Here is a 16,483-nt window from a genome sequence, read left to right as displayed (position 1 = left end):
GGTGGCTGTGCGCCGGGCGCACGCCGCCGTTCGCTCGGGTCAGGCTCCCGCGGTGCGGCGGAACAGCAGGTCGTGCACCTTGTGGCCCTTGTCGATGCCCTGGCCCTCGAACCGCGTGAGCGGCCGGAAGTCGGGGCGTGGCGCGAACCCGCCGTGCTCCTGGGTGTTCTCGAAGTCGGGATGGGCCGAGAGCACCTCGAGCATCTGCTCGGCGTACGACTCCCAGTCCGTGGCGCAGTGCACGATCGCGCCGGGCTGCAGCGAGCCGGCGACGAGGCTGAGGAACTCGGGCTGGATCAGCCGGCGCTTGTGGTGCCGCTTCTTGGGCCAGGGGTCGGGGAAGTAGACGCGCAGACCGTCGAGCGAGCGGGGGGCGAGCATCTCGCGGAGGAGGATGATCGCGTCGCCGTTGGCGACCCGGACGTTGGAGAGGCCGTTGCGCTCGGCGAGGGCGAGGAGGTTGCCCTGGCCGGGGGTGTGGACGTCGACGGCGAGGATGCCGGTGGTGGGGTCGGCCGCGGCCATCTGGGCGGTGGCCTCGCCCATGCCGAAGCCGATCTCGAGGACGACGGGGAGCCCGTCGAACATGGCCTCCAGGTCGAGGACGCGATGCCCGTCGATGTCGAAGCCCCAGACGGGCCAGAGCCGCTGGAGAGCATCGCCCTGCCCGGCGGTGACACGACTGCGCCGCGGCTGAAAACTGCGGATGCGCCGCTCGTGATGGGACCCGGCGGGATCGGGAGTGGGCCCATCGGGGAACCGGGGGGCGCGGCGGTCGCGGATGGGCTGGGGGGCGGGTTCTTGGGACTCAGACACAGTGGGGGTGATTTTACGCGGTGGGTGAGGGTGCGGGTTCTTGTGGCGGGGCGGGTGCTTGGGCCTTGGGTTCTTGTGCGGCGTCGGGACCCGGGGGCGGGGCCTGGGCGCTTGGGGCGCGGGTTCTTGTCGGGCGTCGGGTCCTTCGGGCGGGGCCTGGGTGCTTGGGCCTCGGGTGCTTGTGCGGCGTCGGGTCCCGGGGGCGGGTGCGGGTGCGGGTGCTTGGGGCGTCGGGTTCTTGTCGGGCGTCGGGTCCGGGGGCCCTCCGGGCTCGACTCCTCGGGGTCGGCGGCGTACAGCTGTGTTGTCCAGGTCACCCGGGTGTTGCCGCCGATCCCCTGCGGGGACGACCCTGCACGCCCCCTGCCGGCGGTCGAGGACACGGCCGGTGGCGGTTGCCGGCCGCATGCGAACCCGAGCCGGTTCGGGAGAAGCTGGACAGGGCGCCGGCCGGCGCTCGCGGCGCGAGACCCTAATGAACCTGTCTGGGCTCGGCGGCGCGAAGCTGCGGCGGCATGCGGGGTGTGGGGCGCAGCCCCACATGAACCTCTGCTTCCCACCCCCACCGGACAGGTGGGGGCACCAGGCCTACGCGGCCGGGTGCCACCGGAGCCAGGGGCCGTGGGGGCGCAGCGCCGGAGTCCCTTACCCCGGCGCCGGGAAAGTGCCGGCTCAGCCCTCGCGGCGCGAAGCTGCCGCTCCGGCGGGGCCGTGGGCGCAGCCCCACATGAACCTCTGCTCCCCCGCCGGACAGGTGGGGTCACCCGGTCCAGGCCGGGTGCTGCCGGAGTCAGGGGTCGTGGGGCGCAGCCCCGCTAGTCAGACAGGGCTCGCAGCGCCCTGCGCGCCACCTCGCGGCCGATCGGGAGCGAGGCCGTCGCCGCCGGGGACGGGGCGTTCAGGACGTGGACCGTGCGTGGGGACTCGCGGATCAGGAAGTCGTCCGCCAGCGTGCCGTCCCGCAGGACCGCCTGGGCGCGGACTCCGGCCGGGGCGCGGCGGAGGTCCGACTCCGTCACCGAGGGCAGCAGGCGGCGGACCGCCGTCGTGAAGGCGCGCTTCGAGACCGAGCGGTGCAGCTCGCCCGCGCCGTACCGCCAGTGGCGCCGGGCGATCTGCCAGGAGCCGGGCCAGGTCAGGGTGGTCGCCAGGTCGCGGGGGCGCAGGGTGGACCAGTCGTACCCCTCGCGGGCCAGCGCCGGGACCGCGTTCGGGCCGACGTGGACCCCGCCGTCGATCCCGCGCGTCAGGTGCACCCCCAGGAACGGGAACGCCGGGTCCGGCACCGGGTAGACCAGGCCCCGGACGAGCGAGGGGTCCGCCAGTTCGTAGTACTCGCCGCGGAAGGGGATGATCCGCATGTCCGGCTCGTCGCCCGTCATCCGGGCCACCCGGTCGCACTGGAGACCCGCGCAGTTGACCATCGCCCGCGCTCTGAGCACCGTGCCGGTGGACGTGCGCACCGCGACGCCGAAGGCGCGGCGGTCCACCGCCGTGACCTCCTCGCCGCAGCGGATGTCCGCGTCCGACGCGGCCGCCAGCTGCGCCGCCACCGCGCCGAAGTCGCAGATCCCCGTCGTGCCCACCTGGATCGCCGCGAGCCCGCGGACCTCCGGTTCGTGCTCCATGATCTGCGCGGGGCCCAGCTCCCGTACCGGAATGCCGTTCTCCCGGCCGCGCTGGACCAGGGCGTGCAGCCGGGGCAGTTCGTCGCGGCCGGTGGCGACGATCAGCTTGCCCGTGACCTGGTGGGCGATGCCGTACTCGGCGCAGAACTTGACCATCTCCGCCGCCCCGCGCACCGCGAACCGCGCCTTCAGCGACCCCGGCCGGTAGTAGATCCCGCTGTGGATCACCCCGCTGTTCCGCCCGGTCTGGTGGCGCGCCGTCCCCGGTTCCTTCTCCAGGACGATCACCCGGGTCCCGGGCGCCGCGCGCGTGAGGGCGTACGCCGTCGACAGACCGACGATCCCACCGCCGATCACCAGCACGTCGCAGTCGAAGCTCTGCCCGGACGCCGTCACCGCGTCACCTCCCACCCCGATAGTGCACTGGCCCGCTGACAATGCCGTTAAACCAGCTGAAACGGGGAGGCGTGTACGCAGTCACATCGGCTCGGGTCTACGCGGGTGCCATCAGCAGCGGCCTCGCCCGCTCCCGGAGCTCCACGACCCGCGGTTCGTCGCCGTACGGCTCCAGCCGGTGCAGCAGGTCCCGTACGTACTCCGTGGTCCGCGCCGAGGAGATCCGTCCCGCGACCTCCACCGCGCGCGTGCCCGCCGCGCACGCCGCGTCCAGGTTCCCGGACTCCAGCTCCGCGACGGCGCTCACCACGAGCCGTAAGCCGTGCGAGCGCACGAACTCCTCCGTCGGCCGCGACAGGGCCTGCTCCGTGAACCGGCGTACCTGCCGTGGTGCCTTCAGATCGCGGTAGCACTCGGCCGCGTCGGCGGCGAACCGGTCGTAGGAGTAGAAACCCAGCCACGACGGGTCCGGGTCGCCCTCCCGTGAGCGCTCCAGCCAGCCCTCGGCCGCCTTCAGCGCCCCGCCGGCCGCGGCCGCGTCGTTCGCCTTGGCGTGGGCGCGTGCCTCGACCAGCCGGAAGAAGCTCATCGTGCGGGCGGTCGCCAGGCCACGGTTGCGTTCCAGTGCCGCCTGGGCGAGGTCCACACCTTCGTCGGCGAAGCCGCGGTAGGTGGCCTGGAGCGACATCGAAGCGAGGACGTATCCGCCGAGCGGCACGTCGGCCGCCGCGCGGGCGAGCCGCAGCGCCTGGATGTAGTACCGCTGGGCGGCCTCCTGCTGGCCCGTGTCGAAGGCCATCCAGCCCGCCAGCCGCGTCAGTTCGGCGGTCGCGCCGAACAGCGCGCGGCCGACCTCGTCGGAGTACGAGGCGAGCAGCAGCGGCGCCGCGTCCACCCGGAGGCACTCGGGGACCATCGACGAACGCCAGTCCCCACCGCCGTACTTGGAGTCCCAGCGCCGGGCGTCCTCCGCCGCCTCCCGCAGCTTGGCCACATCGCTGTGGCCCACGCGGGCGGGCGAGTCGTCGGTGAGGGCGTCCAGAGACCGCTCCACCGAGGAGTCGGCAGGGGTTATCAGCCACCGCGACGCGGGCGTCGCATAGGCGCTGACTGCGAAGGAACCGGCCAGCGACTGCCATATGCCTCCGCTCCCGGCCCGCCGTCCCGCCAGGTCGAGGCGGTACAGCTCGGTGGCCGATTTCACCGCCTCGCCCACATCGCGCGGGAAGGCAAGCCCGACCTCGGGGGCCGGGTCGGCGTCCGCGAGACCGATCTCGTGCAGCGGCACCGGGCGGCCGAGCTTCGCGCCGATCGCGGCGGCGATCAGATGGGGCGCGGCGCCCTGCGGCACCATGCCCTTCGACACCCATCTCGCCACGGACGTCTTGTCGTAGCGAAGGGTCAGCCCGCGCTGCGCTCCGAGGTCGTTGACCCGCCGGGCAAGACCGGCGTTGCTGATTCCCGCGAGGGCGAGAACGGTGCCGAGTTTTTCGTTCGGCCCGCGTTGCTCCCTGGACATGCGCCACCCCTCGACACACAGACGGCCGCCGCGTCGCTCTGCAGCGCACGGCATTCGTACTGCGTCCTCCCCGGTTGGCAGCTTCGCGGTCCCGGCTGCAAAAGCACCTGGCCGAGCCCCGCGGAATATGCGCCCCGGCGGAGAACATCAGTAAACACAGCGTAGTTCGCCGCATCCTGACCGTTAAGGGGCGGTGTTCCGTATGGCGAGATTGTTGTGCGGTGGAGCAGCCGGACCGCCGGCGGTGCCGCGCCGCCGTGCTCCGTGCGTGTGGCCGTGCGCCCGTCCGTGCGCTCTGGTCCGGCAGGTGGGGGAGCGCTTCCATGAGTGCTGCGTGGGTCGGCCCACTGCGTACTGGAACCAGTGGGCTGGGGGACACCGCCGCCTTCAATCCCCGCGGGCGGCGGACCGGTCCGGGAGGCGAACAGCGCCTCCCGGACTGTCGTATGCCGGGCCAAAGCCCCCGAAGCGCCCCTGAGAATGGCTGAATGACGACTGTCCCGCTCGTTCCCTTTGCTCTGATTTGGGTATGGGCCACTCGTTCCGCCGCCTGTCGAACCGCCGGCAAATCGCCGACCACGAGGGCGCGTTCACTTTTTGCGCGCGCTACCCGGAGCCCCTCCTGTGCGCTGCCTTCGTGGCAGCATGTTCCCGAACGGCCGGGGCTCGACGGCCATGGTTTGTCCACAGCCTGTGGAGGCGGCGATGCGGTGGTTGGTGGGGTGGAGCAGTATTGCCGCAAACTTCGGTACGGCCGGAGCCGTCGGGGAGTCCGACGAGGGCCGCACCGTCCACCCCGTCGGATCGCAGCTCCTGTGGGGCGACCCGGACCCGCTGTGGGCCGTCGGTGACTGGCGCCCCGACGAGGTGCGCGTCGTCACGGCCGATCCGCCCGCCCATGTCGTCGGCCACGCCCCCATCACCAGACTCGCCGTCCTCGGCTGCTGCGCGGCCGGGGACGACGAGCTGCGGGCCGGACTGCTGTCCGCCCGCGGCGGGGCCCTTCGTCATCTGACCTCATGGGCCGGCAGTTACACCGCGGTCGTCCAGATAGGGCGCCGGATCACCGTCATCGGCGACCTGGCCGGCGCGAGACCCGTCTTCTACACCCCCTGGGCCAACGGCACCGCCTATGCGACCGCCGCCCTCCCGCTCGCCGATCTCATCGAAGCCCAGCTGGACATCGGCCACTTGGCCGCGCTGCTCGCCTGCCCCGAGACACCGGAGGCGCTGCGCGACTCGACCCCGTACGAGGGGGTCAAGCGCATCCCGCCGGGGCACGCGCTGATCCTGCGCGAGGGCTCCCGCGAGATCACCGGCTACGAGCCGGTCGCCTCGCTCGCCGTCGCCGGCCCGCAGATCGAGGCGGCGCGCGCGGTCGACGGCGTACGGGACGCCCTGGTCGACGCCGTACGCGCGAGACTCACCGCCCCCCGGCACGCACCCGAGACGCTGCCCCCGGACCCCGGTCCCGTGCCGGGCATGGGTCCCGCGGAACGCCGCGCCGCCCGGGGCGGACCGGCGCCCGGCATCGGCGCGGACCTGTCCGGCGGCAGCGCGTCCGGCACGCTCGCGCTGCTCGCCGCGGGGCTGCCCGGCGTCCCCGGCACGGTGCTCGGCCACGGCACCGGAGCCGGTGAGCGGCTTCTCGCCGTCACCTTCAACGATCTGACCGAGGACGGCCGCGAGGCCGAACTGGAGCGGGCGCGCGCGATCGCCGAGAACCCGCGCCTGCACCATGTGGTCGTCGCCGCCGGCGAGGAGGGGCTGCCGTACGCCTCCCTGGACAGCGGGCCACTCACCGACGAACCCGCGCCCTCACTCGTCACGGCGGAACGCCACCGCGGCCGGCTGACCGGCGGCAGCGCGGACCACTTCACCGGTACGGGCGCACGGCAGGTGCTGGACGCGCACCCGGCACGCCTCGCGGATCTGCTGCTGGACCGGCGCCGGCGTCATCTGCTGCGGCCGGCCGCCGCGCTGGCCCGGGCCGAAGGGCCTTCGCCGCAGGCGCTGTTCATCCCGGTGACGGTGTACCGGGCGGCGCGGCGGCTGGCGCGCACGCCGTACCGGACGGGCCTGGAGACGGCCGCCGACCTGTTGCTGGAGGCGAACCGCAAAGGCGTGGGAGCGAACGGCACCGGCCCGCTCGGTGCGTCGCTGGCCGCTCTGACCTGGTCGCGGCCCGGCCCGGCCGCGCGGTGGCTCACGGGTGAGGCGTTGGCTGAAGTATCGGTTCGCCTGATGGCCGCCGCGACGCGCCCGGTGATCGTGCAACGTCCCGGTGAAGCCCGCGCCCGGGCCGCGCTGACCCGCCACGCGTCCGACCACCGCATCCTGGAACAGGCGGCCGAGGTCCGCAGTCAGCGCCTGCACGCGCCCTTCCTCGACAACCAGGTCGTCCGCGCCTGTCGCGACCTCCCCGAGTCCCTGCGGGTGCGGCCGGGAGCACGGGCCGAGATCCTGCGCACGGTCCTCGCGGGTGCGGGCATCCACGACCTGCCGCCGGGCTGGGGCGCGACCACCCAGGCCACGTCGACGGCAACAGCACGCAAGGGCCTCCGCGCGGCGCTGCCGACGCTGATGGCCCTCTTCGACGCCCCGCTGCTCGCGGACGCGGGCCTGGTGGAGGCGCGGGTGGTCCGCAAGGCCCTGCGGGCGGCCTCGGAGGGTGAACAGGTACCTCTGGACGGCCTGGCCGACCTGATCTCCACGGAACTGTGGTTGCGGCGGTTGCTGTCCCGTCGTGGCACCTGCTGGACGGGCTCGGCGGCCCCGCGGCAGCGTGCGGTCGCCGGAGGAGTACCACCGCGGCGAACGCTCCAGCCGTAGGCGGCGGTTGGGCCCGTGCGGTCGCGGGTGGACCTCGGTACGGCGTCGGCGCGCGACCTCCGCACGGGGACCGGCATCGGACTCTCCGTACGGCATCGGGCTCTCCGTACGGCCTCGGACGAGGGACGTCTCCGTACGCGTACCGGTACGGGCCGCCGTCAGCCGCAGCTGATCTGCGACTGGGCCCAGTCCGCGAGCGCCACCGAGCCGAACGGGGTGATCGGCTCCACCACCAGCCGGATCCTCTCCCGCCCCCCGATCGCCACATGCACCGGTACGCCCGCCTGCCCGCCGCGGATCACCGGCGAGCGCCACAGCCGCGCACCATCCCCGTAGACGGAGAACCGCACGGCACCGAGCCCCAGTGTCAGGTCGTCGACGCCGACCACCGCGTCATAGCTGGTGCACCGGCGGTTGAGGGCGATGGTGACCGACGAGGGCGCGTGCACCGTCACCCCGTGTCCGTAACGCCGGCCGTCGACCGACATCCCCCAGCGCTGCCAGATCCAACTGCTCTGCCCCAGCAGCACCTCGGGTCCGGTGTGGTCGCCGAACACGCTGTATTCGAGCCGGTTGACCTGGTAGACCCGCGGCTCCGGCGGAGGCGGGGGCGGGGTGGGCCGCGGCTCGGGCGGCGTCGGCGTCGGTGGCTGTGTGGGTGCGGGCGGGTCCGACGGCGCGGGCCGGGACGGCGCGGGTGCGGGAGGCGCAGGCGCCCCCGGTGTCGGCGTGGGCGCCGGATTCGTCTTCGGCGCAGGGTCGTTGGGCCGCACCGACGGCGCCGGTACGGCGGGGTCGCCGGGCGCCGGCGGCCGCGGCGGATCGGGCTGCTGTGGCGGCGTCGGCTGCCGCGGTGCGCCGGGCTGGGTCACGGGAGGCTTGGCGTCCGCCTCCGGTACGGGCTTCGGGTCGCCCGAGAGCGCCCACACCAGTCCCGCTGCCGCCGCGACCGCCACGGCGGCGGCGATACCGGCCTTCACGGGGGCGCCGAGCCCCTCCGACACCGCGGCTCCGCCCGCCGCGCCCGACGTACTGCCGGACGCACCACCGGCCGCGCCCGCCCCCGCAGCGCCGACGGCTCCGCCGGCGACGATCCCGGCGGCCTTGAGCGAGTAGCCGGCGGCGAACCAGCCGATGACCGCGACCGGCAGCAGCGCGGGAATCCCGGCGTTGACGTGCTCCAGCTCGCCCACGGCGAGCCGGCACTTGGCGCACTCCTCCAGGTGCTTGCGCAGACCGCGCTCGGCCCGCATCCGCAGTCCACCGCGGGCGTACGCCCCCAGCCGGTCGGCGTACCGCGCGCAGTCGCCGCCGGAGGTGAGCGTGGTGCTCACATGGGCCTGTAGATAGGCCTGCTTGAGCCCCTCGCGGGCCCGGCTGGCGAGGACCGCCGTCGCGTTGGCGGTCAGCCCGAAGAGCGGTGCGACCTCGCTCGGGGACTCCTCCTCGACGGTGGTGTGCCACAGGACCGCCTGCCAGCGCTCGGGCAGCGACCGGAAGGCCTGCATGGCCAGGGACTGTTCGGCTTCGTGCATGGCGCGGACGTCCGCGCCCAGGTCCAGGGTGTCGTCGGTCGCGGCGTCCGTGCTGCGGGCGGCCTCGACGGCGAACACCGCGAAGTCGTCCACCAGTTGCTCGCGCTTGGCCGTCTTCGTCCAGGAGGCGGCCACCCGGCGCACCGTCGTCATCAGATACGCCCGCACGGCGTGTTCGGGTCCGGCACCCCCGCGGACGGCTTGCAGGGTCCGCGCGAACACCTCGGCCGTCAGGTCGTCGGCGGTGTGCGCGTCCCGGCAGCAGGTGCGCGCGTACCGGCGGACGGCGTCGGAGTGGCGGCGGAACAGCTCCTCGTAGGCGCTGGTCTCTCCCGTGCGCATGCGCTGGAGCAACTCGGCATCGGACACGGGGAGTTCGCGTGGCGGCGGAAGCACCGAGTCGAGGCCGCTGCCGCCTTCGCGCTGGAGCGGCACCGCATGACCGGCCGGCACGGGGCCGGTGGTCCCGATCCCGCCTCCGCTCATGCCCTGGGGCGGAACGCCGGCGGGTGACCCGGAGGACCCCTCGGGCCCGCCCTGGCTCGGCACCTGTCGCGATGGCGGTCCCGCAGCCGCGTCATCCGCACCGTCGAGGGACTCGTCCCGTTCGTCACCGCTCATCGCGGAAGCCCCCGTCAGCACCTTCAGACCCAAACACCGGGCAAGCGTGCCACAGAGCAACAGCGCACCGAACCCGCATGCGCGTCAACCACTCATCCGGGGAGACTTACCGAATCCGAGCACTAATCGTCACTCGTTCGGGGAATGGTCAATCGGCGTTCTGTGATGAGCCGTTGCGGCTGTGGATCGCGATGGTCGGTCGCAGCCCACAGCCGCACACGTCAGTGCTCAGGCCGTCCGCGGACGCAGCCCCTCCAGGAGGATGTCCAGCAGTCGTGACGACGCCGCAGCCTGCTGCGCCGGGTCCGGCAGCGAGGGCGCCGCCGTGGCTATCACGAGCAGCACGTCCGCCACGGTCACATCGCCCCGTAGCTCACCCGCCGCCCGCGCCCGGTCCACGAGCTGCCCCACGACCTCGAGCAGATCCGCCGCGCCCGTGCCCTCGTCCTCGTCCGCGGGCGCCTGACGCTGCCCGACGACCCGCAGTTCGGGCTGTGCCCCGGAGCGCTGATGCGGTACCCGGACCCCGTCGCCGCCGATCGCCGCCGGCTCCTCCGACTCCACGCCGACGCGCAGCACCTGCGGCGGCAGCAGCCGTCCGGCACCCGACGCCACCGACGTACGCAGGAAGCGGGAGAGAGCCGACCAGGGCTCCTCCTCCTGCCCCAGAGCCGTACGCGCCTGCTCCGTCAGCCGGGAGGTCTCCTCCTCGGCAATCCGGCGCACCAGCACGTCCTTGCTCGGGAAACGGCGGTACACCGTCCCGACGCCGACCCTGGCGCGACGGGCCACATCCTCCATCGGCGCGCCGTACCCCAGCTCGCCGAACACCTCACGAGCCGCCCGCAGGACATGCTCGAGATTGCGCTGTGCGTCCACCCGCAGCGGTGCGGAACGGCCGAGGCCGCCCGATCCCGTGCGGCCGTTGCCCTCGCCGCCCGTGTGCCCGCCGTGCACGGAATGCCCGTCCACGGCCGTCGGCACGGCAGCCTGCCAATGAGAATCCTGAATGGTCATACGTGTTCCCCCGGTCACTGAGTCTCCCCCCGGAGACCTCCCCGCCTGGTCTGCCGGGCGCGCCTTGACCAGGCACCCCGACGAGGTACGAACATAGTTGAGCCAGGGTCAATTCAGAAGGGGGTAGTTCCGCACGGAGCGCCCCCCGATCGGAGCAAGGACCGGAAGGCTCCCGATTACGCCCCCTCGCACCACCCCCCTCCCCACCCCTGACCTGCGTACCTTCCGGAATGCGCGGGATGCGCCCGGCGCACCACAACCGGAGGCTTCCGGTCACACAATTTGCCGTGCCTGTGGACAAACGCCTGCCGCCGTTGCCTCATGGGATGGTGAAGGCTGCTAACTCCCGGGGCGCGACCCCCGGCCCACCGTCGGGCACGCGCATCCTCGTCGTCGGCGGCGGCTACGTCGGGATGTACACGGCGCTTCGTCTCCAGCAGAAGCTGAAACACGAGCTGGCGCGCGGCGAGGCGGAGATCCTGGTGATCACGCCCGACCCCTATATGACGTATCAGCCCTTCCTCCCCGAAGCGGCCGCCGGATCGATCTCGCCCCGCCATGTCGTCGTCCCGCTGCGGCGAGTTCTGGACAAGTGCAAGATCCTCATCGGCGAGGCCACGGCGATCGACCATGCCAAGCGCACCGCGACCGTGACCACCCTCGCCACCGCGGAGGAGGGGACCGGCGCCGTCGAGCTGATGTACGACGAACTGGTCCTCGCGCCGGGATCGGTCTCCCGCACCCTGCCGGTCCCCGGCCTCGCGGACTACGCCATCGGCTTCAAGACCGTCGAGGAAGCCATCGGTCTGCGCAACCACGTCATCGAACAGATGGACATCGCCTCCTCCACCCGCGACCCCGCGATCCGCGACGCGGCCCTCACCTTCGTCTTCGTCGGGGGCGGTTACGCGGGCGTCGAGGCGCTCGCCGAGCTGGAGGACATGGCCCGCTACACCTCGCGCTACTACCACAACATCAAGCCCGGCGACCTGAAGTGGATCCTCGTCGAGGCCAGCAACCGCATCCTCCCCGAGGTGGGCGAGGAGATGGGCACGTACGCCATACGCGAGCTGCGCGCCCGCAACATCGACGTACGCCTCGAAACCCGTCTCGAGTCCTGCGAGGACCGCATCGCCGTCCTCAGCGACGGCAGCCGCTTCCCGACGCGCACCGTCGTGTGGACCGCCGGCGTCAAGCCGGCGCCGGTCCTGGCCGCGACCGACCTCCCCCTGAACGAGCGCGGACGCCTGCGCTGCACCGCCGAACTCACCGTCGTCGGCGTCGAGCACGCCTGGGCGGCCGGCGACGCGGCGGCCGTTCCCGACGTCACCGCCGACACACCGGGCACGGAGACCGCGCCCAACGCCCAGCACGCCGTGCGCCAGACCAAGGTGCTCGCGGAGAACATCGCGGCCTCGCTGCGCGGCGCGCCGCTCCAGCAGTACGCGCACAAATACGTCGGCTCGGTCGCCTCCCTCGGCCTCCACAAGGGCGTCGCCCACATCTACGGCCGCAAGCTCAAGGGCTACCCGGCGTGGTTCATGCACCGCGCGTACCACCTGAGCCGTGTCCCGACCTTCAACCGCAAGGCGCGGGTGCTCGCGGAATGGACCCTCGCCGGGCTCTTCAAGCGTGAGATCGTCTCGCTCGGATCGCTGGAGCACCCGCGGGCCGAGTTCGAGCTCGCCGCCGGTGGCAAACGCCCCGGCCACGGCCCCGACGGTGCCCGGCACCGGCCGCAGGGAGGGACCCTCCCGGGGCCCGAGGGCGGGTCGAAGGACGATCAGCAGAGCGACCCCAGAGGGAACTAGCCGGAGGCGGGCGGCAGTCCGTTCGGTCACACTGGACGTGTGACCATAGGTGGGCTCACACCTGCACAGAGTGACCCTTGGCGACAACCATTGAGGCAAGTAAGTCAGTGAACTTCACGCGTTGGAGCTCGAGGCTCCCCGGTACGCAGCGCCGCGGCGCAGCGCGGAGGACCGACCACGGGATCTCCCCCGTACAACGGGGGGAGGGCTCGGTCCCCGCGGCCCGCGGCGAGTACGAACAGCATCCGGAGCCCCTGCCCGACGCGCCCGCCATCGAGGACTTCCCGGTCCGCGAGGTGCTCGGCAGCCTGCCCGCCCTGGTCGCCCTCGTGTACGGCCCCGAGCACCGCATCGCCTACGTGAACGACGCGTACGCCGCGGCCTTCGGCCCCCGTCCGGCCGGCGCCACGGCCGCCGGCGCCTGCCCCGAACTCGCGGAACTGGGCCTGTTCCCGCTCATGGACCAGGTGCTGCGCAGCGGGAAACCGCGGACGGTCAAGTCCCGCAAGGTCCGCGACGGAGGCTCGTACACCGCCACCTGTCTGCCGGTCGACAGCCCCGACGAAGGCGGCGGTGTCCTCGTCTTCGCCGCCGACGTCACCGACCACGCCGAGGCCGCCGAGCGGCTGCGGGCCAGCGAGCGGCGTCACCGCGAGACGGCGGTGACGCTCCAGCGGTCGCTGCTGCCGCAGGAGTTGGAGCAGCCCGACGATCTGCGGATCGCGGCCGACTACCGCCCGGGCGGTACGGACGCGGCGGTCGGCGGCGACTGGTACGACGTCATCACCCTCGGCGCAGGCCGGACCGCGCTCGTCATCGGCGACGTCATGGGCCGCGGGGTGCGTGCCGCCGCCGTCATGGGCCAGCTCCGGACCGCCGTCCGCGCCTACGCCCGTCTCGATCTGCCGCCGCACGAGGTGCTCCAGCTGCTCGACGGCCTGGCCGCCGAGATCGACGCCAGCCAGATCGCCACCTGCGTCTACGCGGTGCACGACCCGAACGAGGGCCGGCTCGTGTACGCGTCGGCCGGCCATCTGCCGATCCTCGTCCGCGACGAGGACGGCTCGGTCCGCCGCGCCGAGGACCCGACGGGCCCGCCGCTCGGCACCGGCGGCTGGATCCACACCTCGGGCACGATCGCCCTGCCGCCCGGCTCCAGCGCCGTCCTCTACACCGATGGTCTGGTCGAGCGCCGGGGCGAGGACATCGACGAGGGAGTGGCCGCCCTGGAGCGTGCCCTGTCGGGAGCGACGGGCACCCCGCAGGTCGTCTGCGACCGGCTGATCCGCTCGCTCGGAGTGACGGCGGAGCACGACGACGACGTCGCCGTCCTCGTCGTCCAGCACCCCACACGTACGGGTGCGGCGGCCGAGCTGTTCCACAACGCGGCACTCGATCTGCTCGGCGGCATCGAAGCGGCCCCGCGCGCCCGCGCGTTCGCCTCCGGTGTCCTCGCGTCCTGGCGCTTCTCTCCGGAACTCCACGACCTGGGCGTGCTGGCCACCAGCGAACTGGTCGCCAACTCCCTCCAGCACGGCACCCCGCCCATGCGCCTCAGACTCCGCCGCACCGACCGCCGGCTGATCGTCGAGGTCACGGACGGCGACGACCACCTGCCGCGCCGCCGCCGTGCGGAAACGGAGGACGAGGCGGGCCGCGGGATCTCCATCGTCGCGACGATCGCCTCGTCCTGGGGGAGCCGTCGCACACCGGGCGGCGGCAAAGCGGTCTGGTGCGAGTTCGCCCTGCCCTCGTAGGGCAGGGATTCCCGCGGGCTCAGCCGCTCAGGCCGGTGTCTCCACCGACTCGGCGGGCCTGTGCACCGCCACCACTCGCGACTTCGACGCGAGCGCGGGCTTGTCCTGCACGGGCGTGAGCTGCTTGCCGAGCCGCAGCGCCAGCACACTGATGCCGAGCGAGAACAGCACGAACGTCACGATGTACGGGCCGTGCAGCGCGGCCCCCATCGGCCCGCCCACGGCCGGACCGACCGCCAGCGCGAGCTGCTTGACCAGGGCGAACGCCGAGTTGTACTGCCCCACCATCGACTCCGGCGCCAGATCGGCGACCAGCGGCGCGACGGTCGGCGACAGCATCGCCTCACCCAGCCCGAAGAGCGCGTACGTCGAGACGAACGCGGCCGTCGCCATCGCCTGGCTGCCGTGCCCGAGGCCCGCGTAGCCCGCGATGAGCCAGGCGACCGTCCAGATCAGCCCGACAGCGGCGATCACCCGGGTGCGGCTGCGGCGCTCGACGAACCTCAGCACGACGAACTGGGCGACCACGATCACCGCGGTGTTCGCGGCCAGCGCGGTGCCGAGCGTCGACGGCTTGATACCGGCGGCCTCGGTGCCGTAGGCCGCGAGCCCCGACTCGAACTGTCCGTAGCAGGCGAAGAAGAGGACGAACCCGAGGACGCACAGCTGGACCATGGCCTTGTGGCCGAGCAGTGCGCGCATCCCGCCGCGGGCCTTGGCCTCGGCGTTCTCGGGCCGCAGCTCGTGCAGGGAGAGGGAGCGCGGCAGCCGCACGGTCAGCGCGATCGCGGCCAGTACCAGGAACATCGCCGCCTCGATGCCGAACAGCAGGAGGAAGCTGCCGGGACGGCTCGCGTCGACGATGTGCCCGCCGATCAGCCCTCCGATGCCGAGGCCCAGGTTCTGCAGGAAGAACTGTGTGGCGAAGGCGCGCGTACGGGTCGTGGAGTCGGAGGTCCACACGATCATGGTCGCCAGCGCCGGCTGCATGATCGCGGTACCGGCGCCCAGCAGGGCGGCCGACAGCACGACGGCGGGCACGTTCCCCGCCAGTCCCATGGACACGGCCCCGGCACCGGCCAGCAGCGCGGCTCCCACGAGGACGGGCAGCGGTCCGCGGCGGTCGATCACACGACCGGTGAAGGGGAGGGCGACGAGGGCGGCCATCGCAAAGACCGCGAGGACAGCCCCCGCCGTCGTCGCGCCGAGATCCCGTACCTGCGCCACATAGACGTACAGATACGGGACCGTGAAGCCGAGTCCGAACGCGCTCAGCGCGTTCCCCGCCTGAATCCGGCGCATCGCAGCGCCCATCGCCCTGGTCACACTCACCTACCTCGAGGTCTTGAAGGACTGAAGCCTGAAGACTTCAACACTAAAGTTAGATCCTCAACAATACACAGTGAAGGACTTCAATGCCAACGCGCCCCATGGGATACTTCGGCGCATGCCAACCGCGAGCCCCGAAGGCCCAGCCGCGCCGGACCCCGCACTCGGCGAGCCGAGCCTCGACGAGCAGATCGCCGCGTACCAGCGCGAGTACGGAGACCTGGACCCCCAGGTCGAGAAGGTCGTCTCCGCACTGGGCCGGCTCAACCGGCGCATGAACGTGGCGTACGGCCGCCAGGTCGCCACCCTCGGCATCAGCAATGCCGAATGGGAGGTCCTCAAGAGCCTGGTGCTCGCGGGGGCGCCCTACCGGATGGGCCCCGGCGAACTGGCCAAGCGCCTCGGCCTCACCCCCGCCGCGATGACCCACCGCATCGACCGCATGGCGAGCGAAGGCCTGGTCACCCGCGACCGGGACGAGAACAACCGCGTGCGCGTCATCGTGGAACTGACCGACGAAGGCCGTACGAAGTGGCTCGAGGCGATGCACATGGCCACGGACTTCGAGGAGGACCTGCTCCAGGACCTCTCGGCGGAGGACCGGGGCATGCTCGGCGAGCTCCTGATCCGCGTCCTGCGCCGGGTGGAACACGCCCAACCGGACGCCGGCGGCCGGCTCACGGACCTGGACTGAGGCTGTCCGGTCAGCCCCGGCACTGATCCACCGGGGGCTGGCGGGACAGTCACCGGCTGACCTGTCGCCCCCTCTCGGGCACGATTTGACGCACACTTCACCCGTCTGTAAGGTTCTTCGAGTTGTCAGGGGCCGGAACGGTCCTTCGGCAGCCACTCAGCCGCTCAAGCGGCACCCAACTCTCGACACGATCTCCCAACCGGGACGAATTTCGGCATGCCGAAATTCATTTCGAAGACTCGATTATGAGTCGGATGGGGAATCCGCTAGAGTTTGGAACGTCGGAACGGCCCAACAGCCGGAATGACAACCCGAGTTCGACCGGGAATCAGGCCCGAAAGGATCTGATAGAGTCGGAATCGCCGGAAAGCCGAAAGGCCGGAAAGCAGCCCCGCCGGCCGGGGAATCGGACACGAAAGAGTCTGATAGAGTCGGAAACGCAAGACCGAAGGGAAGCGCCCGGAGGAAAGCCCGAGAGGGTGAGTACAAAGGAAGCGTCCGTTCCTTGAGAACTCAACAGCGTGCCAA

The 16,483-nt window shown here is 72.4% G+C and carries 10 protein-coding genes; 4 read left to right on the top strand and 6 right to left on the bottom strand.

The window, feature by feature from the left end; genetic code table 11:
* Positions 1–39 precede the first annotated feature (39 nt).
* The 3 genes from trmB to ACFWU3_RS28720 form a co-directional block, all read right to left on the bottom strand.
* Positions 40–816, bottom strand: coding sequence for a tRNA (guanosine(46)-N7)-methyltransferase TrmB (trmB, locus tag ACFWU3_RS28730; RefSeq protein WP_384443517.1), 777 nt, complete (start codon positions 814–816; stop codon positions 40–42).
* Positions 817–1,631: 815 nt separating this feature from the next.
* A complete protein-coding gene (lhgO, locus tag ACFWU3_RS28725) occupies positions 1,632–2,840 on the bottom strand; it encodes an L-2-hydroxyglutarate oxidase (RefSeq protein WP_384443515.1) in 1,209 nt (402 codons plus the stop codon).
* Between the two features lie 97 nt (positions 2,841–2,937).
* Positions 2,938–4,359, bottom strand: a complete 1,422-nt coding sequence (locus ACFWU3_RS28720; RefSeq protein WP_313945492.1) for an MFS transporter — start codon at positions 4,357–4,359, stop codon at positions 2,938–2,940.
* A 705-nt stretch (positions 4,360–5,064) separates the two neighbouring features.
* Between ACFWU3_RS28720 and ACFWU3_RS28715 the strand changes: the two genes are divergently transcribed.
* On the top strand, positions 5,065–7,191 hold the full coding sequence (locus ACFWU3_RS28715) for an asparagine synthase-related protein (protein ID WP_384443513.1): 2,127 nt from the start codon (positions 5,065–5,067) through the stop codon (positions 7,189–7,191).
* Positions 7,192–7,349: 158 nt separating this feature from the next.
* Here the strand turns inward: ACFWU3_RS28715 and ACFWU3_RS28710 are convergent, their stop codons facing one another.
* Together ACFWU3_RS28710 and ACFWU3_RS28705 are read right to left on the bottom strand one after the other, a co-directional pair.
* Positions 7,350–9,347, bottom strand: a complete 1,998-nt coding sequence (locus ACFWU3_RS28710; protein WP_384443511.1) for a sigma-70 family RNA polymerase sigma factor — start codon at positions 9,345–9,347, stop codon at positions 7,350–7,352.
* Between the two features lie 228 nt (positions 9,348–9,575).
* On the bottom strand, positions 9,576–10,364 hold the full coding sequence (locus ACFWU3_RS28705) for a TetR/AcrR family transcriptional regulator (RefSeq protein ID WP_384443509.1): 789 nt from the start codon (positions 10,362–10,364) through the stop codon (positions 9,576–9,578).
* 326 nt (positions 10,365–10,690) lie between these two features.
* Here ACFWU3_RS28705 and ACFWU3_RS28700 point away from each other — a divergent pair, with 326 nt between their 5' ends.
* Entirely contained in the window at positions 10,691–12,175 is a 1,485-nt protein-coding gene (locus tag ACFWU3_RS28700) for an NAD(P)/FAD-dependent oxidoreductase (RefSeq protein WP_384443507.1), read from the top strand.
* Between the two features lie 107 nt (positions 12,176–12,282).
* Positions 12,283–13,932, top strand: coding sequence for a SpoIIE family protein phosphatase (locus tag ACFWU3_RS28695; protein WP_384443505.1), 1,650 nt, complete (start codon positions 12,283–12,285; stop codon positions 13,930–13,932).
* 27 nt (positions 13,933–13,959) lie between these two features.
* On the opposite strand, the gene ACFWU3_RS28690 is transcribed toward ACFWU3_RS28695, so the two are convergent.
* Complete coding sequence (locus ACFWU3_RS28690; RefSeq protein WP_384443578.1) at positions 13,960–15,234, bottom strand: MFS transporter; 1,275 nt, start codon at positions 15,232–15,234, stop codon at positions 13,960–13,962.
* Positions 15,235–15,379: 145 nt separating this feature from the next.
* Here ACFWU3_RS28690 and ACFWU3_RS28685 point away from each other — a divergent pair, with 145 nt between their 5' ends.
* Positions 15,380–15,955, top strand: a complete 576-nt coding sequence (locus ACFWU3_RS28685) for a MarR family winged helix-turn-helix transcriptional regulator (protein ID WP_384443503.1) — start codon at positions 15,380–15,382, stop codon at positions 15,953–15,955.
* The last annotated feature ends 528 nt before the right edge of the window (positions 15,956–16,483 follow it).

This window comes from Streptomyces sp. NPDC058685 (assembly GCF_042714725.1).
Lineage (GTDB): Bacteria > Actinomycetota > Actinomycetes > Streptomycetales > Streptomycetaceae > Streptomyces.
Note: the sequence above shows the minus strand (reverse complement) of the source record. Positions and strands in the feature narration are given on the sequence as shown.